Genomic DNA, 25,063 nt, shown 5'->3' with positions numbered 1-25,063 from the left:
GGGGCGGGGTCCCCCGCGGGGCCGCCGCCCCCGGCGCCCCCCGGCGCGCCCCCCCCCCGCCCCGCGCCGCCCCGCGGCCCCCCCCCCCCGGGGGGGGGTGGGGGCGCCCGCGGCGCTCGCCGGTGACGCGGGATCAGCCCTCCGCGGAGCCGTCCAGGTTCACGTAGGCGTAGAAGACGCCCAGGTCGTAGCCGTCCTTGTCGGTGTCGAACTTGATGGAGATGTCGGTGTCCCCGTTGCGCAGGTAGGGCGAGATGTCCCACCGGTTGGAGTCGTAGCCGAAGTTGTTGCGGTTGTACGGGTTCCGGGCGAACTGGTCGGCCGGGGCCAGCTCCTCGATGGTGGAGTTGAACGAGTCGTCGACCGGGTGGTTCACGTCCTGGAAGGGTGTCAGCGGACCGTTGGTGGACTTCATGGCGAGGGTGTCGCCGGTCCACTTCAGGTCACCGTCGTAGACCACGAAACCGAGCTTGCCCGCGACCGGACCGGTGGCCGGGGTCCGCAGCCCGCCGAGTGTGAACTCGCGCGGCGGGCTGTCCGGCAGCTCGACCTGGAAGCCGTCCCACAGGTGGACGTGGCGCAGCGGCTTGCACGGGTTCTCGTACGCGACCACGATCGTCCAGCCGCCCCAGCTGTGCGGCTTGACCACGGAGTCCATGTTGGCCGCGGTGTAGGTGCCGTTGCCGTGCTGCTTGACCAGGTCCGTGATGTCGGCGGAGGCCTGGTAGCTGCTCTCCTCGGAGGTGGTGATGTAGCCGATGGACGGCTGGTCGTTCTCGATGTTCCGGTACTGGCTCTCGCCCGGGAACTTCAGGTAGATCTCGTCGATCTGGCTCTCCGGCAGCACCGTGTCGCCGATGCCCCGGGTGCCGCCCCAGTACAGCCGGGCGTACTTGACCTGGGAGCCTTCGAGCAGGCCGAGGTCGGCGGAGCTGGCCGAGTAGATGGGGTCGCCCAGCGGGCCGACCGAACCGGGATCGATGTTGATGTACTTCATCTGGTAGTTGTTGTTGATCGGGCGGCTGCCCGCCCCGGTGCGGGCGTCCGCGCAGGCGGGCTGCGCCGGGTCGACCGGGGGCTGGCTCTCGTCACAGGTCATCAGCGAGTTGCTGATGCGGGTGACCGACCCGTGGAAGTCTCCCTGGAACCGGGTGGTGAAGGGCAGCGGGTTCGAGGCGATGGTGTCGGCGCGCAGCTCCGGGCCCTTCGGGCCCGACCCGCGGGCGTCGGCGACCGGGCCGGACAGCAACTGTCCCGCGACGGCGGCGACGGCGACCCCCGCGATCCCGATCCGGCGGGCGATCAGACGGGAGGCGGCGGCGCGGCTGACGATGGAGGAGGGCATGCGGTCCTCTTCAGGTGGGAGGGGTTGATCACGCTTATCGGATCACAACCCACCGTCACACTCTCCTCACATTCCGCCATCGGGGTTCGCACCCACCCGAACGGCGGGCCCGCCGTCATCCATTCGAACGACAGCGGGCCCGGGGGTCCTTGACTCGGCGTCAGCCTCAGAGCACCTGGAGGTTCTTCCGCAGCTCGAAGGGGGTGACCTCGGAGCGGTACTCCTCCCACTCCTGGCGCTTGTTGCGGAGGAAGAAGTCGAACACGTGCTCGCCCAGGGTCTCGGCGACGAGCTCGCTGCGCTGCATGAGGTCGATGGCCTCGCCGAGGTTCTGCGGCATCGGCTGGATGCCGAGGGCCCGGCGCTCGGCGTCGGTGAGCGCCCAGACGTCGTCGTCGGCGCCGGGCGGGAGCTCGTAGCCCTCCTCGATGCCCTTGAGGCCGGCGGCCAGGGTGACCGCGTAGGCGAGGTACGGGTTGCAGCCGGTGTCCAGCGAGCGGACCTCGACCCGGGTGGAGCCCTGCTTGCCCGGCTTGTACATCGGGACGCGGATCAGCGCGGAGCGGTTGTTGTGCCCCCAGCAGATGTACGAGGGGGCCTCGCCGCCGGCGCCGGCGGTGCGCTGCGAGCCGCCCCAGATCCGCTTGTAGGAGTTCACCCACTGGTTGGTGACGGCGGCCGTCTCGGCGGCGTGCCGCAGCAGGCCGGCGATGAAGGAGCGGCCGACCTTGGAGAGCTGGTACTCCGCACCGGACTCGTGGAAGGCGTTGCGGTCGCCCTCGAACAGCGAGAGGTGGGTGTGCATGCCCGAGCCCGGGTGGTCGGAGAAGGGCTTCGGCATGAAGCTGGCGTGCACGCCCTGCTCCAGCGCGACCTCCTTCATCACCAGACGGAAGGTCATGATGTTGTCGGCGGTGGAGAGTGCGTCGGCGTACCGCAGGTCGATCTCCTGCTGGCCGGGCGCGCCCTCGTGGTGCGAGAACTCGACCGAGATGCCCATCGACTCCAGCATGGTGATCGCCTGGCGGCGGAAGTCGTGGCCCACCCCGCGCGGGGTGTGGTCGAAGTAGCCCGACTGGTCGGCGGGGATCGGCGCGGTGCCGTCGCCGGGCAGGTTCTTCAGCAGGAAGAACTCGATCTCGGGGTGCGTGTAGAAGGTGAAGCCCTGGGCGGAGGCCTTCTCCAGGGTCCGCTTCAGCACGAACCGCGGGTCGGCGAAGGAGGGCGAGCCGTCCGGCATCAGGATGTCGCAGAACATCCGGGCCGTGCCGGGCGTCTCCGAGCGCCACGGCAGGATCTGGAAGGTGGTCGGGTCCGGCTTGGCGATCATGTCCGACTCGTAGACCCGGGCGAATCCCTCGATCGCCGAGCCGTCGAACCCGATGCCCTCCTCGAACGCCTGCTCCAGTTCGGCCGGCGCCACCGCGACCGACTTCAGGAACCCCAGCACGTCGGTGAACCACAGCCGGACGAACCGGATGTCACGCTCTTCGAGCGTCCGAAGCACGAACTCCTGCTGCTTGCCCATGGGGACAGTCTCACCTCTGCTCTTTACGTTCGTGTTACGCCCGGAAACCACCCCGACAGCGACTGACCCCCATCATGGCGGATCGCCGCGGCCGAAGGCAGCGGCAACCCCGGCCGAGACATTGCGTCAGATCGACGATTACACTCGGGGGCATGCCCAATCTCCGTCTCGCCCTCTGCCAGACCGACCCGTGGGTCGGTGACATCGCACGCAACAGCGATGAGGTGGTGCACTGGACCAAGCAGGCCGTCGAGGCCGGTGCCCAGCTGGTCGCGTTCCCCGAGATGGCCCTCACCGGATACCCCGTCGAGGACCTCGCCCTGCGCCGTTCGTTCGTGGAGGCGTCCCGGTCCGGACTGGTCGAACTGGCCGAACGGCTCGCCGGCGAGGGGCTCGGCGAGGTGCCGGTGCTGGTGGGGTACCTCGGGCGGTCCGAGCAGGCCTCGCCCCGGTTCGGCCGGCCGGCGGGGTCGCCGCAGAACTGCGCGGCGGTGCTGTTCCACGGCGAGGTGGTCACCCGCTTCGCCAAGCACCACCTGCCGAACTACGGCGTGTTCGACGAGTTCCGCTGGTTCGTCCCCGGCGACCAGCTGCCGGTGCTGCGCCTGCACGGCGTGGACGTCGCGCTCGCGATCTGCGAGGACATCTGGCAGGACGGCGGCCGGGTGACCGCGGCCCGCGAGGCCGAGGCCGGTCTGCTGCTGGTGATCAACGGCTCGCCGTACGAGCGGAACAAGGACGACGTCCGGCTGGAGCTGGTGCGGCGCCGGGCCGCCGAGGCGGGCTGCGCGCTCGCGTACGTGAACATGGTCGGCGGCCAGGACGAGCTGGTCTTCGACGGCGACTCGATCGTGGTCGGCACGGACGGCGACGTGCTGGCCCGTTCGCCGCAGTTCGAGGAGCACCTGCTGGTCCTGGACCTCGACCTGCCGGCCGCCAGCAGCGACCACACCGACGGGCTGCTGCTCGCCGACGGCCTGCACCTGGTCCGCACCGAGCTGGCCGGGACGGCCGGGACGGCCGGCGCCGCGCCGGCGCCCCGGGCCGAGGTCGCGCCGCGGCTGAGCGACGAGGCCGAGATCTGGGCGGCACTGGTCGCCGGCACCGGGGCGTACGTGCGCAAGAACGGCTTCCGCTCGGTGCTGATCGGTCTCTCCGGCGGCATCGACTCGGCGCTGGTGGCGGCCCTCGCGGTGGACGCGATCGGCGCGGAGAACGTGTACTGCGTCTCGATGCCGAGCCGCTACTCGTCGCAGCACTCCCGTGACGACGCGGCCGAGCTGGCCCGCCGCACCGGCCTGAACTTCCGGACGGTCTCGATCGCCCCGATGTTCGACGCCTACCTGGCGGCCACCGACCTGACCGGTCTGGCCGAGGAGAACCTGCAGTCCCGGCTGCGCGGCACCCTGCTGATGGCGATCTCCAACCAGGAGGGGCACATCGTGCTCGCGCCCGGCAACAAGAGCGAGCTCGCGGTCGGCTACTCCACGCTCTACGGCGACTCGGTGGGCGCGTACGGCCCGATCAAGGACGTCTACAAGTCGCTGATCTTCCGGCTGGCGCACTGGCGCAACGAGGAGGCCGAACGGCGCGGGGAGGTGCCTCCGATCCCGGAGAACACCATCAGCAAGCCGCCGTCCGCCGAGCTGCGGCCGGACCAGAAGGACACCGACTCGCTGCCCGACTACGACCTGCTGGACACCGTGCTCGGCCTCTACGTGGAGGGCGACCAGGGCCGGGACGCGATCGTGGCGGCGGGCTTCGACCCGGCGGTGGTCGACCGGGTGGTCCGGCTGGTCGACACCGCCGAGTACAAGCGGCGGCAGTACCCGCCGGGCCCGAAGATCTCGGTCAAGGGCTTCGGCCGGGACCGCCGCCTCCCGATCACCAACCGGTGGCGGCGCGGCTGACCGGGAGCGGCACGGCGGGACCGGGTCACCGGTACCGGTAGGTGGCCTACCGGTACCGGTAGGTGGCGGCCACCGCGAGGTGGTCGCTGCCGTCCCGGTCCAGGGTGCGGGAGTCGGTCGGCTTCAGGCCGCCCTTGCTCATGATCTGGTCGATCCTGGCCATCGGGAGGGCCGCCGGCCAGCTGAAGCCGAACCCGTCGCCGGCGGCGCCCTGGGCCGAGCGCATCTGCGAGGTGATCGGGGCCAGGCTGCGGTCGTTCATGGTGCCGTTGAGGTCCCCGAGCAGCAGGACCTTCTTCAGGGGGTCGGCCTGGATGGCGTCGCCGAGGGCCTGGGCGCTGGCGTCCCGCTGGTTGACGGTGAAGCCGCCCTCGGCCCTGAGCCGGACCGACGGCAGGTGCGCGACGTACACCCCGACCGGGCCCTGCGGGGTGGTGACCTGCGCGCGGAACGCCCTGGTCCAGCCCATCTTGATGTCGACCACCGCGACCTCCCCGATCGGGTACTTCGACCAGAGGCCGACGGTGCCCTCGACCGCGTGGTACGGGTAGGTGTCGGCGAGCTCGTTCTCGAAGGTGCGCCGCGCCTTGGACTCCAGCTCCTGCAGTGCGACGATCTGCGCGCCGGACCCCTCCAGCAGCCGTACGGTGCTCGGCAGGTCGGTGTTCCCGGCGGCCACGTTGTGGCTGAGGACCGTCCAGTCGCCGGCTCCGCCGCTCTTGTCGGTGAGCAGGCCGCCGAACAGGTTGACCCAGATCGCCACCGGCAGCAGCAGGGCGATCAGTGCGGTGGCCGAGCGCCGCAGCAGGGCGGGGACGAGCAGCACCGGCACGGCCAGGCCGAGCCAGGGCAGGAAGGTCTCCAGCAGGCTGCCCAGGTTGCCGACGCTGTTCGGCACCTCGGCGTGGAACGCCAGCAGCGCCGCGGTCAGCAGGGCCAGGGCGGCGACCACCAGGCCGCGTCGCCAGGTACGGCTCCCCCGGGCGTCCCGGCCCCAGCCGCGCAGGGCGAGGAAGCCGGGCGCCGGGCGCCGGGCGGACCCTTGGTCACCGGCCTCCGCCGCCGCCATGAGATCCGTCCTGTCCGCCTGCGCCATACCGTGGCTCCCGTCTTTCACGCCGTCTGTCCGGTCCGATGTCCGCCGCCGCCGAGCGGCGGGCGACGTGCCGGACTGGTGCCGGTTTGGTCGGATTCCCGGCTCAGCCTATGCCGGGACAGACGTCCGGCCGGTGGACCGGGGTTCCGGCGCGGCCGGGTTTGGTGAGCCATGCCACGTCGACCCGGGCGGACCGGCGACGCGGGCCGGTGACCGGACCGACGGCGGCCGGGTCACGGCCCGCCCCGGCCCCGCCGGGGTGGTTCAGGAACCCCCGGCGCGGAACGCCGGGCCGCCGAGTCCCTCCAGGACGGCGTCGACCATCCGGACCGCCAGCTCCGGGTCCTCCAGGTCGGAGTCGTCCCAGAGGATGCTGCGGGCGAGGATCGGCCCGAGCAGCATGTCGCCGAGCAGCTCCTCGTCGAGGTCGGACCGGAGCAGACCGTCCGCGACTCCCCGGCGGACCACCTGCCGGGCCAGCTCCCGGCGCGGGCCGATCACCCGTTCGCGGTACGCGGTGTGCAGCTCGGGCCAGCTCTGCATCTGCCCGAGCGCGACCTTGAGCACCCAGCGGGAGCGCTTGGCCAGGCCCCGCATCCGCATGTACTCGACCATCGCGATCAGGTCGTCGCGCGCGGAGCCGCCGCTCGACTCGGGGACCGGTGCCTCCATCCGGTGGAGCATGTCGACCAGCAGGGCCTCCTTGTTGGGCCAGCGCCGGTAGATGGTGGCCTTGCCGACGCCGGCGGCGGTGGCGATGCCCTCGATGGTCAGCGCGGACAGGCTGGTGCCGGCCGCCATCAGCTCCTCGACCGCGGCGAAGATGGCCTGCTCGGCGGCCTCGCTGCGGGGTCGGCCGCGCCGCGGCCCGACGGAGGCCGGCTCGGCCGTGGGGTCCGTCTTCATCCCGCTCTTCTCCCTGGCTCCTCGCGGACACACGACGTCGCTCCACTCCCGGTTCTCCCGCCCACGACCGGGACGGGCCGAGACCCCGGTACGGACGGCGGCCCCGCCGCTCCGGACGTTCCGAAGCGGGCAGGGCCCCCATTCTCGCTCAGCGGTGCCGCAGGTCAGACGCCCGCCGTTACGGCCGGGCGCCCACCGGCACGGTCCGGAGCCCACCGGCACGGGCGGGCACCCGCCGGAACGGTCAGGCGTCCGCGACGGCGGACTTCCGGTCCGGACCGCTCTGGCCGGGGAGCCGCTGCCCGCCGGCCGCCGCCGCGCCCGGACCGTCCTGCCCCGCCGGCCCGCCCGCCGGGCCGCCCGCCGGGCCGCCAGCCGGCACCCGGCCGGGGAGCAGGAACCAGGCCAGCAGGGCCCCGACAGCGAGGATCCCGGCCGAGAGCCCGGCCACCACGTGCATGGCGTGGATGAAGGAGTCGTTCGCCGGGCCGATCAGGTCCTGGCCCTTCTCCCCGAGCCGCCCGGCGACGGCCCGGGTGGCCTCCAGCGACTCGCCCGCCTTCTCCCGCAGCTCCTCGGTGGGCAGCTGCGCCAGCCGGTCGGACATGCCGTCGCGGTAGACGGCGGAGAGCACGGCGCCGAGCACCGCGACCCCGAGCGAACCGCCGACCTGGCGGAACGTGTTGTTGACCGCCGAGCCGGCACCGGCCTTCTCGCGCGGCAGCGAGCCCATGATCGCGACGGTGACCGGCGGCATGACGTGCGCCATGCCGGTGCCCATCAGCAGGCCGAGCACGACCAGCACCCAGATCGGGGTGGTGGCGCTCAGCAGCATGTAGCCGAGGAAGCCGGCCGTCATCAGGACCATGCCGCCGGCGCAGGTGGCGCGGACGCCGAACCGGTCGACCACCAGGCGGGCCCGCGGGGCGAACAGCAGCTGGGCGACCGCGAGCGGCAGCATCAGCAGGCCGGCCTGCAGCGCGGTGTACTCGCGCACGCTCTGGATGTAGAAGACGCCGAAGAACGAGACGCCCATCAGCCCGAAGAAGACCACGCCGATGACGACCACGGAGGCGCTGAAGACCCTGTTGCGGAACCAGCTGATGTCCAGCGCGGGACTCTCGGTGCGGCTCTCGAAGACCACGAAGGCGGCCAGCGCCACCACACCGAGCAGGACCGGTCCCCAGGCCTCGACGACCGTGAAGTCGGCCAGCTCGCCGCCCTTGATGATGCCGTAGATCAGCGCCACCAGGCCGATGATGGAGAGCAGCACGCCGATCGGGTCGAGCCGGCCCGGCTTCGGGTCCTTGGACTCGGGGACGAGCAGCACCATCGCGACGAGCGCGACGATCACCACCGGCACGTTGATCAGGAAGACCGAGCCCCACCAGAAGTGCTCGATCAGCAGGCCGCCGGTGATCGGGCCGATGGCTATGGCCAGGCCGACGGCGCCGGCCCAGATGCCGATCGCCTTGGGCTGCTCGGACCGCTCGAAGACGTTCATGATGATGGCGAGCGTGGCGGGCATCGCCAGCGCACCGCCGACACCCATCAGCGCGCGGTAGCCGATGAGTTCGGCCGGCGTGCTGGCCATCGCGGAGAGCAGCGAGGCGATCCCGAAGACCGCCATGCCGGCCAGCAGGGCCCGCTTCCGGCCGAAGCGGTCACCGAGCAGGCCGGAGGTGAACAGCAGCCCGGCGAAGACCAGGGTGTACGAGTTGATCGACCATTCGAGGTCGCTCTGGCTGGCGCCGATCCCGGTGGGCGCCGGCGACGCGATGGTCTTCATCGCGACGTTGAGGATCGAGTTGTCGAGCACGACGACGAGCAGGGCGAGCACGAGAGTGCCCAGGATCGCCCAGCGCCGGCGGTGGATGGCTTCCGGCACGCGGGGTGGCGCGGCTGCGGTGGTCATTGGTTTTCCCGTCCGTGGTACGGCGTGACACTGGCGGGTATTTCCGAGCCGCTTACGTCTCGTAACCCCCTCGGTCAGCGTAGCGTCCTTTTCGATACGAGACGAATCCGTTTCGTAAAGACCGGGCAAAGCTCCGCACCCGTCACGCGCCCGTCACGCCCGGTCCGCCCCCGGGGGTCCGGTGTGTCCTGGATCGCACCGCACGGCTTGCGCGCCTCTTTGCGCCCGCGCCGGGGCGTGCAAGCATGGAGGGGATCCGGGGACGCCGCACGGCGCCACGAGACGACAACCTTTCAGGAGCCTGTTCGATGAACGCTTCTTCGCCTTCGCCTGCCCAGAACCAGGCGTCGACCGCCACCCTCTACGGTGGGGTCACCAATCGCCGCGTCACCGTCCGCGACCTCTCCGGCGCCAAGCAGCGCGGTGAGAAGTGGTCGATGCTGACCGCCTACGACGCCCTCACCGCGGGCGTCTTCGACGAGGCCGGCACCCCCGTTCTGCTGGTCGGCGACTCCGCCGGCAACTGCCACCTCGGCTACGAGACCACCGTGCCGGTGACCATGGACCAGATCGTCATGCTGGCCGCCGCCGTCGTCCGCGGCACCAAGCGGGCGATGATCGTCGCCGACCTGCCGTTCGGCTCGTACCAGGAGTCCCCGGCCCAGGCCATGCACAACGCGGTCCGGCTGATGAAGGAGGCCGGGGTCGGCGCGGTCAAGCTGGAGGGCGGCGAGCGCAGCGCCCGCGCGATCGAGCTGCTGGTCGAGGCCGGTATCCCGGTGATGGCGCACATCGGGCTCACCCCGCAGTCGGTGCACGCGCTCGGCGGATACCCGGTCCAGGGCCGCGGCGACGAGGCGGCGCACCAGCTGCTGCGCGACGCCAAGGCCGTGCAGCAGGCCGGCGCCTTCGCGGTGGTCCTGGAGGCGGTGCCCGCCGAGCTGGCCGCCCGGGTCACCGAGCAGCTCGCCGTCCCGACCGTCGGCATCGGCGCGGGTGCGGACACCGACGCGCAGGTCCTCGTCTGGACCGACATGGCCGGCATGACGGCGGGCCGGGTGCCCAAGTTCGTCAAGCAGTACGCCGACCTGCGGGCCGTCCTCGGCGAGGCCGCCCGCGAGTTCGCCGCGGACGTGCAGTCCGGTGCCTTCCCCGCCCCGGAGCACACCTTCCACTGACGCGAACCGCGCCCGGGGTCCCGTGGCCGGCCGACGGGACCCCGGGCGCGGCGCATCCGCACGAGGGCACGCCGCACGAGGGCACACCGGCCGACGGCACACCGGCCGGGTCCGCGGCGAGGGCGCACCGCCGGCGGGATGACAGCAGGCCGACAGCGGCCGGCGGACTCCGCGGGGGGAGGGACCGGACGCTGACAGCGGGCTGACAGCGGGGCCGGACAACCTAGGGGCATGACACGAATCGCCACCGCCCCGAACGACCGGGGGCCCGCCGCGGGAAATGCCGTCGAGGTCCGCGGCATCGTCAAGCACTTCGGCGCCACCAAGGCGCTCGACGGTGTCGACCTCACCGTCCGCGAGGGAACCGTGCTCGGCGTGCTCGGCCCCAACGGCGCCGGCAAGACCACCCTGGTCCGCGTTCTCTCCACCCTGATCAAGCCCGACGCCGGCACCGCCTTCGTCGGCGGCTTCGACGTCCTGCGCCAGCCCAAGCAGCTGCGCCGCACGATCGGCCTCACCGGCCAGTACGCCTCCGTCGACGAGATGCTCTCCGGCTACGAGAACCTCTACCTGATCGGCCGGCTGCTCGACCTCTCCCGCAAGGACGCCAAGGCCCGCGCCGCCGAACTGCTGGAGCGGTTCTCGCTCACCGACGCCGCCAAGCGGGTCGCCAAGACGTACTCCGGCGGCATGCGCCGCCGCCTCGACCTGGCCGCCTCGATGATCGGCCGCCCCCGGGTGCTCTACTTGGACGAGCCCACCACCGGCCTGGACCCGCGGACCCGCAACGAGGTCTGGGACGAGGTGCAGCGGATGGTCTCCGAGGGCTCCACCGTGCTGCTCACCACCCAGTACATGGAGGAGGCCGAGCAGTTGGCCGACGAGCTGACCGTCATCGACCGCGGCCGCGTGATCGCGGCCGGCGGGGTGGCCGAGCTCAAGGCCCAGGTCGGCGGCCAGACCCTCCAGGTCCGCCCGACGCACCGCGCCGAGCTGCCCGAGATGGCCCGCTGCCTGCACGACAGCGGCATAGCCACCGCCACCTTCTCCACCGACACCGGCCTTCTCTCCGTGCCGATCACCGGCGAGGAGCAGCTCACCGCCGTGGTCGGGGTCCTCGGCACCCGCGGGTTCGCCATCGCCGGCATCGACACCAAGGTGCCCAGCCTCGACGAGGTCTTCCTCGCCATCACCGGCAAGCCCGCGGACCGTCCGGCCCCCGTGGACTCCGTCCCCAGCCTCGCCAAGGAGCCCGTCGCATGACCACCGCCACGCTCACGCCCTCCCGGGCGGAGGACACCCGGATCGGCCTCTCCGGCCACCTGCGGCACGTCGGCGCGCTGACCCGCCGCAACCTGATGCGGATCAAGGCCGACCCCGAGTCGATGTTCGACGCGGTGCTGATGCCGATCATCTTCACCGTGCTGTTCGTCTACGTCTTCGGCGGCGCCATCTCGGGCGGCCAGGACGCCTACAAGCAGTACATGATCCCCGGACTGCTCGGGCAGACCGGCATCACCCTGGCGATGGCGGTCGGCACCGGTCTGAACAGCGACTTCCAGACCGGGGTGATGGACCGGTTCCGCACCCTGCCGATCGGCCGCTCGTCCGTGCTGCTCTCCAAGATCGGCGCGGAGACCTGCCGGGCGCTCGTCTCCTTCACCATCCTGATCGGGTTCGCGCTGATCCTCGGGTTCGAGGTGAAGACCGGCCCGCTGGAGGTCCTGGCCGCGATCGGTCTGTCGCTGCTGTTCGGGATGTCCGTCGTCTGGATCTCGATGCTGCTCGGCATGGCGCTGAAGAGCGCCCAGGCCGTCCAGGGGGTTTCCATGCTGGTCCTGATGCCGCTCCAGTTCGGCAGCTCGATCTTCGCGCCGACCGACACCATGCCCGGCTGGCTGCAGTCCTTCACCAAGGTCAACCCGCTCTCCGCGCTGGCCGACGCCTGCCGCCACCTGCTGAACGGCGACGGGCCGGTGGCCCACCCGGTGCTCATCGTGCTGGCCTGGTCGGTCGGCATCACCGCGGTCTTCGCGCCGCTCGCCGTGGCCCGCTTCCGCAAGCGGACCTGAGCGGCGCACCCGATGCGGCCCGGGGACGTCCGGGGGGACCTCCCCGGGGCCGCACCACAGGACAGGCCGGCCGGGCCGGGGGGACGGGACGGAACCCCCGGCGCGGTCGGCCGAACCGGCCGGTCCGGCCGGCCGGTCGGATCAGCCGGCCGGGCGGACCGGCCCGCCGGCTCCGTCGTCGGGCCAGAGGGCCAACCGGTCGAGCAGCTCTCCGCTCTCCGTCACCGACAGCCCGTGTCCCTCGGCGAAGGCCGCCTCGAACGCCTCGTCACCGAGCATCCCGCGCAGGCTCCGCTCGGCCCGCACCCGCTCGACCCGGTCCAGGTAGCCGCCCTTCGGCCCGCTCAGCCCGGCGTGCGCGCCGAGCAGCGTCGCCGCCCGGCGGGCCGGCTCGTGGTCCCCGTCGCGCTGGGCGAAGGCGTCCAGCACCCCGATCACGGGCGGCATCATCATCACCGACATCTGCTCGATGAAGCCGCTCGCGCGGTCCTGCACCGTACGGAGCAGCTGTCGCCCCTGGGAGACGAGGTCGATCCCCTGCTCCGGATCCCCGGCGAGCGCGGTGATCCAGCCACGGGTGACCGCCAGCATCCCGCCCATCACGTCCGGGGCGAACATGCCGAGCCTGCTCCAGTTCAGCTGGTCCAGCTCCGCGAGGGCCTCGTCGTAGGCGCCCCGATGGGTGGCGAGGCCGCAGAGCATCATCCGGCCGAACAGCAGGGCGCCGTTGGCCGCCTGGTTCTGGCCCGGCTCGACCCCGGCCAGCGTCGACCGGATCAGCCGCTCCCCCTCGGCCAGGTCCCTGCCCAGCATGGCGGAGCCCATGTGGACCCGGAGCATCGGCACCTCCTGCGGCGCACCCAGCTCCTCGGCCAGCTCGATCGCCCGCCGGTAGGCCTCGACGGCCTCCTCCGCGCGGCCCTCGTTGGCCAGCGACTCGCCGCGCGCGGCCAGCGCCTGGGACATCCCCCAGCGGTCGCCGGCCCGGCGGAACAGCTCCAGCGACTCCTCGCCGTCCCGGACGCTCTGCTCGGCGCCGTTCGGCCAGTCGTTCATCATCTTGGCCCGGATCTGCAGGATGAACGCCAGGTCGCCGGCCGCGCCGTACACCCGGCAGCCCTCGACCGCCTCGTCCAGCATCGTCTTCAGCCGGCCGAGCTCGCCGACCAGGAAGGCGCCGAAGACCCGCATCAGCCCGGGGAAGCGGTAGGACTGCGGGAGGTCCGGGGTGTAGACCTCGGTGATCCGGCGCGCGGAGGAGATCGCCACCGGATCGGCCAGCACGTCCAGGCTCCCCTCGAACAGGCTGGCCAGCCGGTAGATGACGACCGCCCGGCGGGCCTCCGCGACGGCCTTCTCGGGCATCGGCGGCGAGTACTCCAGCACCCGCAGCTCCAGCGGCACCGGTGCGGGGGCGTCCGGGGCGAACGGGTCCGGGCCGATCGCCAGCACCGCGTCGTACCAGCCCCGGGCCTCCAGGCTGAAGCCGCGCAGCGACCAGTACCAGCTCATGCCCAGGGCGAGGACCAGCGCCTCGCCCTCGTCCTGCCGGTCGACGGCCCGGCGCAGCGCGGCCCGGATGTTGTCGTGCTCCCGTTCCAGCACGGTCAGCCAGCTCAGCTGCTCCGGGCCGTGGATGCTCAGGTCGGCGATCCGGACCAGCTCGCGGAAGTGGGCGACGTGGCGGCGCTCGGTCGCCTCCGCCTCCCCCGCCTCGGCGAGCCGCTCGTCCGCGTACTCGTGGATGGTCTCCAGCATCCGGTAGCGCGGCGGGCCGTCCCCGCCGAGGTCGGCGACCAGCAGCGACTTGTCGACCAGCGAGAACAGCAGGTCGGCGAACTCCTCGCGGGGCACCTCGGTCTCGTCCGAGCAGACCTCCTCGGCGTCCTCCAGGGTCCAGCCGCCGGCGAACACCGCGAGCCGGCGCAGCACCGCGCGTTCGCGCTTGCCGAGCAGGTCCCAGCTCCAGTCGACGACCGCGCGCAGCGTCTGCTGGCGCGGCAGCAGGGTGCGGCTCCCGGCGGTGAGCAGCGCGAACCGGCCGTCCAGCCGGTCGGCGATCTGCCGGGCCGTCATCACCCGCAGCCTGGCGGCGGCCAGTTCGATGGCGAGGGGCAGGCCGTCCAGGCGCCGGCAGATCTCGGCGCAGGCCTCCGGGTCGCTCCGCGGGTCGAAGCCGGGGCGGGCGGCGGCGGCGCGTTCGGCCAGCAGCCGCAGCGCCACCGGGTCGGGCAGCGGCTCGACCGGCAGGACGGTCTCGCCGGGCACGCCGAGCGGCTCGCGGCTGGTGGCCAGCACGGTCAGGCCGGGGCACTCGGCGAGCAGGGTGTCGGCGAGGTCGGCGGCTGCCTGGATCAGGTGCTCGCAGTTGTCGAGGACGAGCAGCATCCGGCGGCGGCCGCAGTGCTCGACCAGCCGGCGCACCGGGTCGTCGCCGCGGTGCTCGATCACGTCGGCGACCATGCTGCCGGCGGTGTGCAGGACGGTCTCGCGCAGTCCGAGCGCCGAGACCACCGCGCCCGGTACCGCGTCCGGGCGTTCCAGCGGGGCGAGTTCGGCCAGCCAGACGCCGTCCGGCCAGTGTCCGACGCCCTGTTCGAGCCGGCCGGCCTCGATCGAGAGCCGGGTCTTGCCGGAGCCCCCGGGGCCGGTCAGGGTGACCAGCCGACTGGCCCCCAGCGCGGCCCGCAGGGCGGCGAGGTCGTTCTCCCGGCCGACGAAGCTGGTGAGCCGGCCGCGCAGGTTGCCGGCGCTGCGGACGGGCGGCGCCGGTTCGGCACCGGTCGCGGGGCCTGCCCCGGCGGCAGGGCCGGAGGCGGCGCCGGACGCGGCGCCGGACACGGGAGTCGCGTCCGCTGCCCCGGCGGGCCCGCCGGCGGGTGATCTGACGGCCTCGGCAGGAGTCAGCAACTCGGCGTACAGGGACTGTAGTTGGCGGCCCGGGTCGACACCGAGCTCGTCCGCCAGCACGCGGCGGGTGTGGTCGTAGTGGCGCAGCGCCTCGGCCGTCCGGCCGCTCTCGTGCAGCGCCCGGACCATCAGGTACTGCACCGGCTCGTCCAACGGCTGCCGCTCGGTGAGCTCGGCGAGTTCGGCGACGAGCTCGGCGGCCCGGCCGAGGCCGAGGTCGGCGGTGATCCGGTGCCGGCGGGCCTCCTCGCGCTGGGCCTCCAGCCGGGTGGCCGGGCCGCTGCGGTCCGGCAGGTCGGCGAGGGCCGGGCCGCGCCAGAGCGCCAGAGCGGCCCGCAGCCGTTCGGCGGCCGAGACGTGGTCGCCCTGCTCCAGGGCGCCGCGGCCCTCACCGGCCAGCCGCTGGAACTCGGCGAGGTCGGTGTCCGGGTCGGTCAGCCAGTACCCGGCCGGGCCGGATCCGACCTGGTCGCGGCCGATGGTCCGGCGCAGCCGGCCCACCAGGGTCTGCAGCGCGGCCGAGGAGTCCTGCGGCGGCTCGGCGTCCCACACCTCGTCCACCAACAGATCGGCCGGCACCGGCCGCCCCTGCCGCAGCGCGAGCGCCGCGAGGAGCGCGCGCAGCCGCGCACCGCCGAGTGGAACCGGGGTGCCGTCGTCGTGGTGGGCGGTGGTGGTGCCGAGGATGCCGTAGTGCACCGCACCATTCTGGTCGATCGGCGCCGCGCCCACGCACATTTGTCCGGGGCCGCCCGTCCCGCCCCTCCGCCCGCCCGCCTCCTCCGCCTTTCCCCCGCCTTCCCTCCACCTTGCGTCCCTGCGCGCGGAACCCGACGCGGGGCTCCGTTCGTTCACTCGGAACGGCTTGTCCGGCGGCGGGCCTGCCCGGCATGATCGACCCTTGCCCGCATTCCGGACCCGCGCACCCCGTCCCCAGACTCCCGGAGCTCCCACGCCATGACCTTCGCCGCCACGCAGCGCTCACGCAGCGAGGACCGCCGGATCAGCCCGGTGTTCTGGGTGCTGCTCGCGATCCTCGTCACCTCCGGCTGGGCGGTCTCCCAGGGGTACGGCAACACCCGGTTCGGCGTCTTCCTGTTCGTGGTGGCCGGCTGGATGGTCTCGCTCTGCCTCCACGAGTACGCGCACGCGCGGACCGCGCTGCACGGCGGCGACCTCACCGTCGGCGCCAAGGGCTACCTGACCCTCAACCCGCTCAAGTACGCCAACGTGCTGCTCAGCTTCGTGCTGCCGATCGTCTTCGTGCTGCTCGGCGGCATCGGCCTGCCCGGCGGCGCGGTCTGGATCGAGCGGCACCGGATCCAGGGACGCCTCAAGCACAGCCTGATCTCGGCGGCCGGACCGCTGGTGAACCTGGCCGCCGCCGTGCTGCTGCTGGTCCCGGTGGGCGCCGGCTGGCTGGACGACCCCAAGGTGCACGCGGTCTGGAACGGCTACGAGCTGAACGTCTCGCCGCTGGCGCTGGGGCTGGGCTTCCTCGGCATGCTGCAGCTGAGCGCGACCCTGCTCAACCTGCTGCCGATCCCCGGCCTGGACGGCTACGGGATCCTCGAACCCTGGCTCTCGCACAAGACGCGGCGGGCCATCGAGCCCTTCGCGCCGTACGGCATGCTGGCGGTCTTCGCCCTGCTCTGGCAGCCCGAGGTGAATCACTGGTTCTTCGAGGCCGTCTACGGCGTGATGGAGCTGCTCGGCGTCGACCGGATCTACCCGCAGCTGGGCCACGAGCTGTTCATGTTCTGGAAGGACTGACGCCCGGGGCCGACAGCACCCGGGGCCGACAGCGCCCGGGAGCCCGGAGCCGCCGCCCGCGCCTACGCGCCCTGGGCGGCCCGCTCGGCGGCGGCCCGGGTCTGCTTCTCGCGGCGCAGGTTCATCCAGAGCACGTTGCTGGCGATGCCCGCCAGCGGGAGCCAGATCAGGCCCAGCCACCACCCCTGCACCAGGGAGACCACGGAGGCGGCCAGCGCGAGGACGACGACGATCGAGGCGAGCAGGGACGTGCGGGGCATGGCGGGGGTCTCCTAGGACCGGGGGACGGACGGCCCCCATTGTCGCCGACCTCACCTCCGGACCGGGTCCAGGGGTGAGGCCGACGCTCCGGTGCGACGGTAGGACGGTAGGGCGGGCGGGCGGTACGACGAGCCGACCGCAGGCCCCTCCGGCGGGCCGGACCCCGGCGGCCGGCCCGCCGAGGACCGGACCCCGGGACCGGGGCGCCGGGGGCCGGGGCGCCCGGCGATCAGACGTCGGTGATCCGCAGACCCGCGTGCGCCTTGTACCGGCGGTTGACCGAGATCAGGTTGGCGACCAGCGACTCCACCTGGTGCGCGTTGCGCAGCCGGCCCGCGAAGATGCCGCGCATACCGGGGATCCGCCCGGCCAGCGCCTGCACGATGTCGGTGGCGGCCCGCTCCTCGCCGAGCACCATCACGTCGGTGTCGATCTGCTCGACGGACTCGTCCTGCAGCAGCACCGCCGAGAGGTGGTGGAACGCGGCGGTGACCCGGGAGTCCGGAAGCAGGGCGGCTGCCTGCTGGGCGGCGCTGCCCTCCTCCGGGACGAGCGCGAAGGCGCCCTGCTTGTCGAAGCCGAGCGGGTTGACGCAGTCCACCACGATCTTGCCGACGAGCTCCTCGCGGAGCGCGGTGAGCGTGGCGGCGTGGCCGTCCCAGGGCACCGCGACGATCACGATGTCACTCTCCCGGGCGGTGGTGGCGTTGTCGGCGCCGCGTACTCCGAGGCCGAGCTCGGCCGCCGAGGCCTCCGCGCGGGCCGCGTCACGCGAACCGATGATCACCTGCTGACCGGCCTTGGCCAGCCGGTGGGCCAGCCCCCGCCCCTGGTCGCCGGTGCCGCCGAGGACACCGACCACCAGCTGCGAGACGTCCGGCAACTCGTGGGCCGGGTTTGTCGCTGAATCGAGGGAAGTCATGGGCCGATCCTGCCAAACCGGCGGCCCGCCGCGACATCCTGTCGGCCATGGACGCGGTGAGAGTTTCGGCACTCCGGGAGCGGCTGGCCGGAAGTGGCTGGCTGGAAGCGGTCGGAGGCTTCGCCGGCGCGCTGCGGCAGGCGGTCTCCCGGCGCGGCGCCGACGGGCTGCTACTGGTCGGCACCGAGGGGTACGAGCCCTGGCACCTGGCGGCCCACCTGGAGGACGAGGCCGCCTGGTCGGACGTCCCCCGGCTGGCCCCGACCCTGCTGCGGCACCGGGTGCCGGACCGGGCGCCGGCCCACCTGGCGCACGGCCTGCGCCGGCTGACCGAGGCCGGTCGCGGGGCGACGGTCCTGGTGGTCGCCCCGACGACGGCCGGCGCGCCGCTGTTGGAGCGGGTGCACGACGCCCGCCGGAAGGGCGCCACGGTGCTGACGATGGACGGGGCGATGGACGGGGCGCCGGACCGGGCCCTGCGGGGCGGGCCGGGTGGCCCCGACGGCGTGGTCCCCGGCCTCCCCGGTGCGACCGGTGCGGCCGGTACGAGCGGTCCGGCCGGTACGAGCGGCCTCGCCGGCGCGAGCGGCCTGGCCGGCGCGAGCGGCCTCGCCGGCGCGAGCGGCCTGGCCGACCTCGCCGCCCTGGCGCACCGGCGGCTGGCCGTCGGCACCGCCGAGGAGGAGCCCTTCGACCTGGCCCAGCACCTGGTCAGCGCCGCCGCCGGGCAGGCCCGGGCCCGGCGGTCGGCGCTCGACCGGCTGGCCGCCCTCGCCGGCCGGCTCACGGAGGGCCCCGCGATCAGCCGCTGGTGAGCGCCACGGCCGCGCCACAGCGGCCCGCCCCCGGGAGACGTCGCCCCGCAGGGAGACTCCGGGGAGGCCCGGGCCACGTCCGGGGCACGTCCGGGGCACGTCCGGGGCGCGTCAGGCCGGGCGAAAACCTGTTGCGACGCGGCGGATCACCCGCCGAAGATGGTCGTTCGTGAACGATGCCGACCATCCTCCGAGCGGTCGGGCGCGCTCCCTGCTGCGCTCGGTCGCCCCCGACCTCACCCCCTGGCGCTCCTCCCGGGACTTCCGCCTGCTCTGGTTCTCCGGCTGTGTGACCAGTCTGGGCAGCTTCCTGACGTACGTCGCCCTCCCTGTGCAGATCAAGGAACTGACCGACTCCTACGTCGCGGTCGGCCTGATCGGCGCCTTCGAGCTGGTCCCGCTGATCGTCTTCGGCCTCTGGGGCGGCGCCCTCGCCGACGCCCTGGACCGTCGCCGGCTGGTCCTCTTCGCCGAGGCCGGGCTCGGGGTGCTGAGCGCCCTGCTGCTGCTCAACGCGCTGCTGCCGACGCCCGTGCTCTGGCCGATCTACCTGGTGGCGGCGCTGGTCGCCGCCGCCGACGGCCTGCAGCGCCCGGCTCTGGACTCGCTCACCCCGCGGATCGTCCCGCACGACCAGCTGACCGCCGCCTTCGCGCTCAACTCCCTGTACCGCAACGTCGGTTCCGTGGCCGGCCCGGCGCTGGCCGGCGTCATCGTGGCGTTCGCCGGGGTGCAGACCGCGTACGCGCTGGACGTGCTGACCTTCGGCGCCTCGCTGCTGCTGCTCGCCCGGATCCGGGCCGTGCCGCCGCCCACCGGTGCCGAGAAGCCGACCCTCCGGGCGGTGCTCACCGGCGTGAAGTACGCCTGGAGCCGCAAGGACCTGCTGGGCACCTACGCCATCGACCTGGTCGCCATGCTGTTCGCCTTCCCGGTGGCGATCTTCCCGTTCCTCGCCTCGGACCTGTCCGCGGACTGGGCGCTCGGCCCGATGTACGCGGCCTCGGCGGTCGGCGCCCTGGCCGTCTCGGCGACCAGCGGCTGGACGTCCCGGATCCACCGGCACGGCCGGATGCTGGTGCTGGCCGCCCTCGGCTGGGGCGCGGCGATCACGCTGGCCGGGTTCTCCGGCTCGGTCTGGCTGGTGCTGCTCTGCCTCGCCATGGCCGGTGGCGCCGACCAGATCAGCGGCATCGCGCGCTCCACCATGTGGAACCAGTCCATCCCGGACGAGGTGCGCGGCCGGATGGCCGGGGTGGAGCTGCTCAGCTACTCGGTCGGTCCGCAGCTCGGCCAGGTCCGGGCCGGCGGCATGGCCGGCCTGGTCGGTGTCCGCGCCTCGGTCTGGGCCGGCGGCGTCGCCTGCGTGGTGGGCGTGGTCGCACTCGCCGCGGCCCTGCCCAGCCTGCTCGGCTACGACGACCGCACCGACCCGAACGCCGCCGCCGTCCGCGCGGAGCACGAGCGGGCCGCGGCGCAGCGGGAGGAGAGCGAGCGGGCACCGGCGCGGCAGGGGGCCGCCGGCGCCTGAGGCCGTCCGCCCTGCCGTCGCGCCGGGACCGCGGGGCGCGCGGCCTCCGCGCCGGCAGGACCCCGGGGCACCGCGCTGCCGCCCGGCCCTGCGGGATCCGGAGGAGCGGGCCTACGGCCGGTCGGCGTCCCCGGCGTCCCCAGCGTCCGCGGCGCTCCCGGTCCCGCCCTGCGGCCGGTCGTTCCACTGCGGGTCGTTCTTCCACTCCCGGTTGCGGAGCTCGGCGGTCTCCAGCGCGTGCGCCGCCTCCTCGCGGGTGGCGTACGGGCCGAGGCGGTCCTTGGCCGGGCACTCCGGCCCCTCCTCGACCTTGCCGTGCTTGATGCAGTAGAACCACTCACCGGGCTTGCCGGTCGGCTTGTTGCGGTGGAATCCCAGAGGCATGGCGGTCACTTCCGTTCGGCGGCTGCGTCGTAGCGATCATTCCCCGGCCGGACTCCGTCCGCACACCCGGCGACAGGTGCTGCCATAGACTCGCGGCCATGGCTCTCGTACCCGGCATCCAGTCCCCCACCCGCAAGGTCCCGGCGAACATCGCGCGCCCCGAGTACGTCGGGAAGCCCGCTCCGACGCCGTACACCGGGCCCGAGGTGCAGACCGCCGAGACGATCGAGAAGATGCGGATCGCCGGCCGGATCGCCGCACAGGCGATGGCCGAGGCGGCCAAGCTGATCGCGCCCGGAGTCACCACGGACGCGCTCGACGCCGTCGCCCACACCTACATGTGCGACCACGGGGCCTACCCGTCCGACCTCGGCTACCGGGGCTTCCCCAAGTCGGTCTGCACCTCGATCAACGAGGTCATCTGCCACGGCATCCCGGACTCGACCGTCCTCCAGGACGGCGACATCGTCAACATCGACGCCACCGCCTACATCCACGGGGTGCACGGCGACCTCAACGCCACCTACCTCTGCGGCGACGTCGACGAGGAGTCCCGGCTGCTGGTCGAGCGGACCCGGGAGTCGCTCGACCGGGCGATCAAGGCGGTCAAGCCCGGCCGCCGGATCAACGTGATCGGCCGCGTCATCGAGTCCTACGCCAAGCGCTTCGACTACGGCGTGGTGCGGGACTTCACCGGCCACGGCATCAACACGTCGTTCCACTCCGGCCTGATCATCCCGCACTACGACAGCGAGCGGGCCACCGAAGTGATCAAGCCGGGGATGACCTTCACCATCGAGCCGATGCTCACGCTGGGCACCTACGACTACGAGATCTGGCCGGACGGCTGGACCGTCGTCACCAAGGACCGCAAGCGGACCGCCCAGTTCGAGCACACGCTGGTCGTCACGGCGGACGGCGCCGAGGTCCTCACCCTGCCGTAGCGGGGAGACCGTTCCCGCCGGGGCCGCGCCGAAAGGGGCGCGGTCCGGGCGGGGCAGGACGTGGGCGGGGCGGGGACGGGCTCGGCGGGCCGGCTACCCGATCAGCCACTGCTCCTCGGCGACCGCGCCCACCTCGGTGCAGGCGTCGGTCAGCACGTCCAGCACGCGCAGCGAGTCCGGCAGCGGCTGCTCGGGCCCGCGCAGCCACCGCACCTCCGAGCCGTCCGGCAGCGCGGCCGGCGGGAGCAGGGTGTACGAGCCGCGGCAGTGCCACCGCAGGCCGGGGTGTTCGGACATGGTGTCCGGGGTGGAGTCCAGGGCGCTCGGCCACCACTCGTCCTCGTCCACCGGGGTACCCCGGGTGGCGGTGAAGAACAGGTAGCGGTCCTCGCCGACGGCGGCGACCGGGCCGTCCACGCCGAGCGCGGTGAGCCGCTCCAGGGCGAGCCGCCCGGCCTCGGCCGGCACGTCCAGGACGTCGTGCGCGCGGCCGGTGGCGGTGATGAAGTTGGCCTGCGGGTCTCGGGAGAGCCAGCGGGCGAGTTGTTCCGGGTCGGTGGTGGCCTGGGTCTGCCAGGCGAACGAGACCGGGTGCCGGGCGGGCGCCGGACAGGCGACCCGGTCACAGGAACATCGGTAGCCGGCCGGATGCGCGGCGGGCGCCAACGGGAAGCCGGCGCGGACGGCGCCGAGCAGCTGGTCCAGTCTGGCGGCGGGACTGTCCGTGTCCGCCGCCCGGGCCCGCTCACGGTCACGCTTCTGCCACCAGGTCGTCCACCTGCTGCCGGATTCCATCGGGCCCCTTCCGTGCGTCGCCGTGCCTGGTGTGACACAGCGTTCGACGTACCACTCCGACGCAACGCACGGCGCCCCCCGCTGCTTCCCCGGGTGGTGCTCGGCCCTGCAGTCCCGCGCCCTGCCGACCGGTGCCGGGGTTGCCGGACGGCCGACGCCGGGGTCACGGTACGGAGTCACGGCAGCACGACGGCTGCGGCTCGGCGGCCCGGCGGGCACGGTCAAGTGCGCCTCGCCCGGCCCGTACGGGCCCGCTGACCCGGGTGGACCCCGAGGGCGTAACAGGAAGGATAAGGGTGCGCGGACCCTCCGGTTGACCGGGGGCGGTGCCTCTCCGGTCACACTCCCGGCACCCGACCGTCACAGCACCTCCGCCCGGCACCCGTGCGCGGTCCGCCACCTGCGGCGGGATGAGACCCTGGTGGGGTGAAGAGCGCGGACACCGAATTCGTCGGCGGCCCCCTGGACGGCCGGATCCTCCCCATCCCGTTGGGGCCGATGTACGGCGTGCCCAAGAAGTACACCGTGCCGGTCCCCTCGCACGGGGACACTCCGGCGCGCACACTGGTGTACGTCCGGGCCAAGCAGCAGCGGGGCACCCGCTGGTACTGGCGCTACGAGTACGACGAGGCGGCCACCGCCCGCGCTACCGGGTGACGGCCGCCCTCCTGGTGGGAGGACGGCGATGGCGAGGACCGTACGGCACCCCCGAACCCGCGCCCAGTCGGTGGCGCACCACAACCGGCAGGTGGCCGGGGTCACCGCCGGACTGCTGGTACTGATCAGCGCCTACAGCGCGGTGCTCGGATCCAACGGCTGGCTCTGGTTCGGCTGGACGGTGCTGCTGCTCGCCTGCGTGGCGCTGTTCGCCGTTCGGGCCTGAGCCCTCCGGTCCCTCCCGCGCCCCGCACCCCCGTCACCCGTCCCGCCGTTCCGGCGTTCCGGGCCGCGAGCAGCGGCACCGCCCACAGCCACCCGGCCGACCGTCGGCGCCGGGCCGCCTTCACCCGGCGCCGACGGCACCGGCGGTCACCGACGGTCAGTCGTCCTCGGCCAGGATCAGGTACAGCTTCTTCCGGGCCTCGGTGAGCACGGCCAGGCCCGTGACCCGCTGCGCCTCCGTCCCGGTCGCCATGACCTGCCGGACGGCGTGTTCCACCGCGCCGAGCGCCTGGCCGACCTCCTGGACCGCGGCCCAGTCGACGTCCTGACCGGCCTCCGCCCACGGCTCGTCCGGCCCGGCGTCGGCCTCGGCCCGGCCCGCCTCGGTGAGCGAGACCAGCCGCTTGCCGCCGAGCTCCTCCGCCGTGATCAGGCCCTCCTCCTCCAGCAGCTGGAGGGTCGGGTAGACCGAACCCGGGCTGGGCCGCCAGGCCCCGCCGGACCGCTCGGCGATCTCGGCGATCATCTCGTAGCCGTGCATCGGCCGCTCCTTGAGCAGCGCCAGCAGCGAGGCACGCACGTCCCCCCGCCGAGCCCGGCCGCGCCGTCCGCGCGGGCCGAACCCGCCGGGCCCTCCGGGCCCGCCGAAGCCGCGGCCCCACGGCGGCCCGGGCGGCCGTCCGGGCCCGCCGACGAACGGCGGCGGCCCGAACGGGCCGAACGCCTCGCGGCCCTCGAAACACTCTCCGGGACCCCCGGCGAAGTCCGGCCCCCGACGGCGTCCGCCGTACGGGCCCTCTTCGCGGAATCGTCCTGGACGCATGGCACCCACCTCCCGTACCGGCCGCGGGAACGCGGCCGCACAGACGATCGTTCAAGACAGTCGAGTTACTGTCTCGATACTTCGACGATATATCGCCGACTGTCGTCCGTCAACGCTACCGACACGGTCGCCGATGTCCTGCGACAGGCGACCCGGACCGATCGCCGTCGACGTCGGACCGCCCCAGGTCAGGTCCCGGGGCCGCGGCTCACCAGGGGCCGAGCCGAAGTGGGCCCAAAAGGAGCACGGGGAGGAGCGAGAGCTCACGACGCGCTAGTTTGGGGCACCCCAGAGCAGAGGAGAGCCCCGTGGGCAAGGTGGTCATGTACAGCTCGGTGTCGGTGGACGGCTTCGTCGCGGACGAGAACGACCAGCCCGGACCACTGTTCGACTGGTTGTCCAACGGTGACGTCCCGTTGGACGAGAGCGGCGCGCTGAAGGTCTCGCGGGCGTCCTACGACCACACCCGGCCGTACTGGGACCAGATCGGAGTCACGATCGTCGGCCGCCGCGTCTTCGACATGACGGACGGCTGGGACGGGACGCCTCCGGGCGGGATCGACCACGTGGTCGTCGTGACGCACCGGCCGGCGCCCGAGGGCTGGGACCCCGGGGCGCCGTTCCACTTCGTCGACGGCGTCGAGGCCGCCGTGGCCAAGGCACAGGAACTCGCGGGAGACCGCACGGTCGAGGTCGCCGCCGGCGACGTCGGCGGCCAGGTGCTTGCCGCGGGCCTGGTCGACGAGGTGCGCATGGACGTCGTACCCGTCGTGTTCGGGTCCGGCAGGCGCTTCTTCGGGTCGGTCCACGCGCAGCACCTCCTGGAGGGCCCGGACGTGGTGGTTCAGGGCAACCGGGTGCTCCACCTGCGCTACCGGGTGCGCCGTCGACCGAGCTGAGCCGGTGCGCGAACCGGTCCGCTGCGAACGGTGACACCGGATCGGGCCTCCGGCTGCGTTCGCGCATCGCTGCGACCCGCGCCCCGGGCGGCCGGTCCGACACCCCGCCCGGCACTCCGCCCGACATCTCGGTCCGACATGCCCCCGGCGAGGCCGCGACCTGCGGCGGTGCCA

The 25,063-nt window shown here is 73.3% G+C and carries 21 protein-coding genes and 1 pseudogene; 11 read left to right on the top strand and 11 right to left on the bottom strand.

All coding sequences use genetic code 11. From position 1 onward, the window contains the following. Window positions 1-133: 133 nt before the first annotated feature. Together ACFWIC_RS06190 and ACFWIC_RS06185 are read right to left on the bottom strand one after the other, a co-directional pair. On the bottom strand, window positions 134-1,345 hold the full coding sequence (locus ACFWIC_RS06190; RefSeq protein ID WP_380363611.1) for a hypothetical protein: 1,212 nt from the start codon (window positions 1,343-1,345) through the stop codon (window positions 134-136). Between the two features lie 166 nt (window positions 1,346-1,511). Further along, complete coding sequence (locus ACFWIC_RS06185) at window positions 1,512-2,873, bottom strand: glutamine synthetase family protein (protein WP_329878801.1); 1,362 nt, start codon at window positions 2,871-2,873, stop codon at window positions 1,512-1,514. Window positions 2,874-3,025: 152 nt separating this feature from the next. On the opposite strand from ACFWIC_RS06185, the gene ACFWIC_RS06180 reads away from it, so the two are divergent. Next, a complete protein-coding gene (locus ACFWIC_RS06180) occupies window positions 3,026-4,783 on the top strand; it encodes an NAD+ synthase (protein WP_329951642.1) in 1,758 nt (585 codons plus the stop codon). Window positions 4,784-4,829: 46 nt separating this feature from the next. Here ACFWIC_RS06180 and ACFWIC_RS06175 read toward each other — a convergent pair whose 3' ends face one another. From ACFWIC_RS06175 to ACFWIC_RS06165, 3 genes are all read right to left on the bottom strand, one after another. Beyond that, a complete protein-coding gene (locus ACFWIC_RS06175; protein WP_380516318.1) occupies window positions 4,830-5,879 on the bottom strand; it encodes an endonuclease/exonuclease/phosphatase family protein in 1,050 nt (349 codons plus the stop codon). 264 nt (window positions 5,880-6,143) lie between these two features. Next, window positions 6,144-6,785 (bottom strand): TetR/AcrR family transcriptional regulator, encoded by a 642-nt coding sequence (locus tag ACFWIC_RS06170; RefSeq protein ID WP_329878806.1) that lies wholly within the window; start codon window positions 6,783-6,785, stop codon window positions 6,144-6,146. A 244-nt stretch (window positions 6,786-7,029) separates the two neighbouring features. Next, the gene (locus tag ACFWIC_RS06165) at window positions 7,030-8,700 is read right to left on the bottom strand and encodes an MFS transporter (RefSeq protein WP_380516314.1); all 1,671 of its coding nucleotides are present in this window, start codon (window positions 8,698-8,700) and stop codon (window positions 7,030-7,032) included. Between the two features lie 308 nt (window positions 8,701-9,008). Here ACFWIC_RS06165 and panB point away from each other — a divergent pair, with 308 nt between their 5' ends. The 3 genes from panB to ACFWIC_RS06150 all read left to right on the top strand — a co-directional run bounded on the left by panB (window position 9,009) and on the right by ACFWIC_RS06150 (window position 11,950). Further along, entirely contained in the window at window positions 9,009-9,878 is an 870-nt protein-coding gene (gene panB, locus ACFWIC_RS06160) for a 3-methyl-2-oxobutanoate hydroxymethyltransferase (protein WP_329878810.1), read from the top strand. Window positions 9,879-10,109: 231 nt separating this feature from the next. After that, the gene (locus ACFWIC_RS06155) at window positions 10,110-11,141 is read left to right on the top strand and encodes an ATP-binding cassette domain-containing protein (RefSeq protein WP_355406120.1); all 1,032 of its coding nucleotides are present in this window, start codon (window positions 10,110-10,112) and stop codon (window positions 11,139-11,141) included. Then, window positions 11,138-11,950, top strand: a complete 813-nt coding sequence (locus tag ACFWIC_RS06150) for an ABC transporter permease (protein WP_329878813.1) — start codon at window positions 11,138-11,140, stop codon at window positions 11,948-11,950. The genes ACFWIC_RS06155 and ACFWIC_RS06150 overlap by 4 nt, the downstream gene beginning before the upstream one ends. A 141-nt stretch (window positions 11,951-12,091) precedes the next feature. Here the strand turns inward: ACFWIC_RS06150 and ACFWIC_RS06145 are convergent, their stop codons facing one another. Then, window positions 12,092-15,559 (bottom strand): BTAD domain-containing putative transcriptional regulator, encoded by a 3,468-nt coding sequence (locus tag ACFWIC_RS06145; RefSeq protein ID WP_380516309.1) that lies wholly within the window; start codon window positions 15,557-15,559, stop codon window positions 12,092-12,094. A 258-nt stretch (window positions 15,560-15,817) separates the two neighbouring features. Here ACFWIC_RS06145 and ACFWIC_RS06140 point away from each other — a divergent pair, with 258 nt between their 5' ends. Further along, window positions 15,818-16,633, top strand: coding sequence for a site-2 protease family protein (locus ACFWIC_RS06140; protein ID WP_380516307.1), 816 nt, complete (start codon window positions 15,818-15,820; stop codon window positions 16,631-16,633). Window positions 16,634-16,695: 62 nt separating this feature from the next. Here ACFWIC_RS06140 and ACFWIC_RS06135 read toward each other — a convergent pair whose 3' ends face one another. After that, a complete protein-coding gene (locus ACFWIC_RS06135) occupies window positions 16,696-16,893 on the bottom strand; it encodes a hypothetical protein (RefSeq protein ID WP_329878820.1) in 198 nt (65 codons plus the stop codon). A gap of 230 nt (window positions 16,894-17,123) precedes the next feature. Beyond that, window positions 17,124-17,816, bottom strand: a complete 693-nt coding sequence (npdG, locus tag ACFWIC_RS06130; RefSeq protein ID WP_329878822.1) for an NADPH-dependent F420 reductase — start codon at window positions 17,814-17,816, stop codon at window positions 17,124-17,126. A 47-nt stretch (window positions 17,817-17,863) separates the two neighbouring features. Between npdG and ACFWIC_RS06125 the strand changes: the two are divergent. Beyond that, window positions 17,864-18,301: pseudogene (locus ACFWIC_RS06125) on the top strand (hypothetical protein); the annotation flags it as partial. Window positions 18,302-18,800: 499 nt separating this feature from the next. Then, the gene (locus tag ACFWIC_RS06120) at window positions 18,801-20,162 is read left to right on the top strand and encodes an MFS transporter (RefSeq protein ID WP_329878826.1); all 1,362 of its coding nucleotides are present in this window, start codon (window positions 18,801-18,803) and stop codon (window positions 20,160-20,162) included. Window positions 20,163-20,273: 111 nt separating this feature from the next. Here the strand turns inward: ACFWIC_RS06120 and ACFWIC_RS06115 are convergent, their stop codons facing one another. Further along, window positions 20,274-20,546, bottom strand: coding sequence for a hypothetical protein (locus ACFWIC_RS06115; protein ID WP_380516303.1), 273 nt, complete (start codon window positions 20,544-20,546; stop codon window positions 20,274-20,276). Window positions 20,547-20,644: 98 nt separating this feature from the next. Between ACFWIC_RS06115 and map the strand changes: the two genes are divergently transcribed. After that, window positions 20,645-21,490: a type I methionyl aminopeptidase gene (gene map / locus ACFWIC_RS06110; protein ID WP_329878830.1), complete on the top strand. Its 846-nt coding sequence runs from the start codon at window positions 20,645-20,647 to the stop codon at window positions 21,488-21,490. Window positions 21,491-21,583: 93 nt separating this feature from the next. Here map and ACFWIC_RS06105 read toward each other — a convergent pair whose 3' ends face one another. Further along, window positions 21,584-22,285 carry a bifunctional DNA primase/polymerase gene (locus tag ACFWIC_RS06105; RefSeq protein WP_329878832.1) on the bottom strand — a complete coding sequence of 234 codons (702 nt, stop codon included), beginning with the start codon at window positions 22,283-22,285 and terminating at the stop codon, window positions 21,584-21,586. A gap of 426 nt (window positions 22,286-22,711) precedes the next feature. Here ACFWIC_RS06105 and ACFWIC_RS06100 point away from each other — a divergent pair, with 426 nt between their 5' ends. Beyond that, window positions 22,712-22,942: a hypothetical protein gene (locus ACFWIC_RS06100; protein WP_329878834.1), complete on the top strand. Its 231-nt coding sequence runs from the start codon at window positions 22,712-22,714 to the stop codon at window positions 22,940-22,942. Between the two features lie 28 nt (window positions 22,943-22,970). Further along, on the top strand, window positions 22,971-23,168 hold the full coding sequence (locus ACFWIC_RS06095; RefSeq protein ID WP_329878836.1) for a hypothetical protein: 198 nt from the start codon (window positions 22,971-22,973) through the stop codon (window positions 23,166-23,168). Between the two features lie 156 nt (window positions 23,169-23,324). Here the strand turns inward: ACFWIC_RS06095 and ACFWIC_RS06090 are convergent, their stop codons facing one another. Continuing rightward, on the bottom strand, window positions 23,325-23,990 hold the full coding sequence (locus ACFWIC_RS06090) for a PadR family transcriptional regulator (protein ID WP_380516298.1): 666 nt from the start codon (window positions 23,988-23,990) through the stop codon (window positions 23,325-23,327). A 308-nt stretch (window positions 23,991-24,298) separates the two neighbouring features. Between ACFWIC_RS06090 and ACFWIC_RS06085 the strand changes: the two genes are divergently transcribed. After that, complete coding sequence (locus tag ACFWIC_RS06085; protein WP_329951634.1) at window positions 24,299-24,889, top strand: dihydrofolate reductase; 591 nt, start codon at window positions 24,299-24,301, stop codon at window positions 24,887-24,889. The last annotated feature ends 174 nt before the right edge of the window (window positions 24,890-25,063 follow it).

Origin of the sequence: Kitasatospora sp. NPDC127035 (assembly GCF_042726075.1) — a bacterium.
In the GTDB taxonomy this organism is placed as follows: domain Bacteria; phylum Actinomycetota; class Actinomycetes; order Streptomycetales; family Streptomycetaceae; genus Kitasatospora.
Note: the sequence above shows the minus strand (reverse complement) of the source record. Positions and strands in the feature narration are given on the sequence as shown.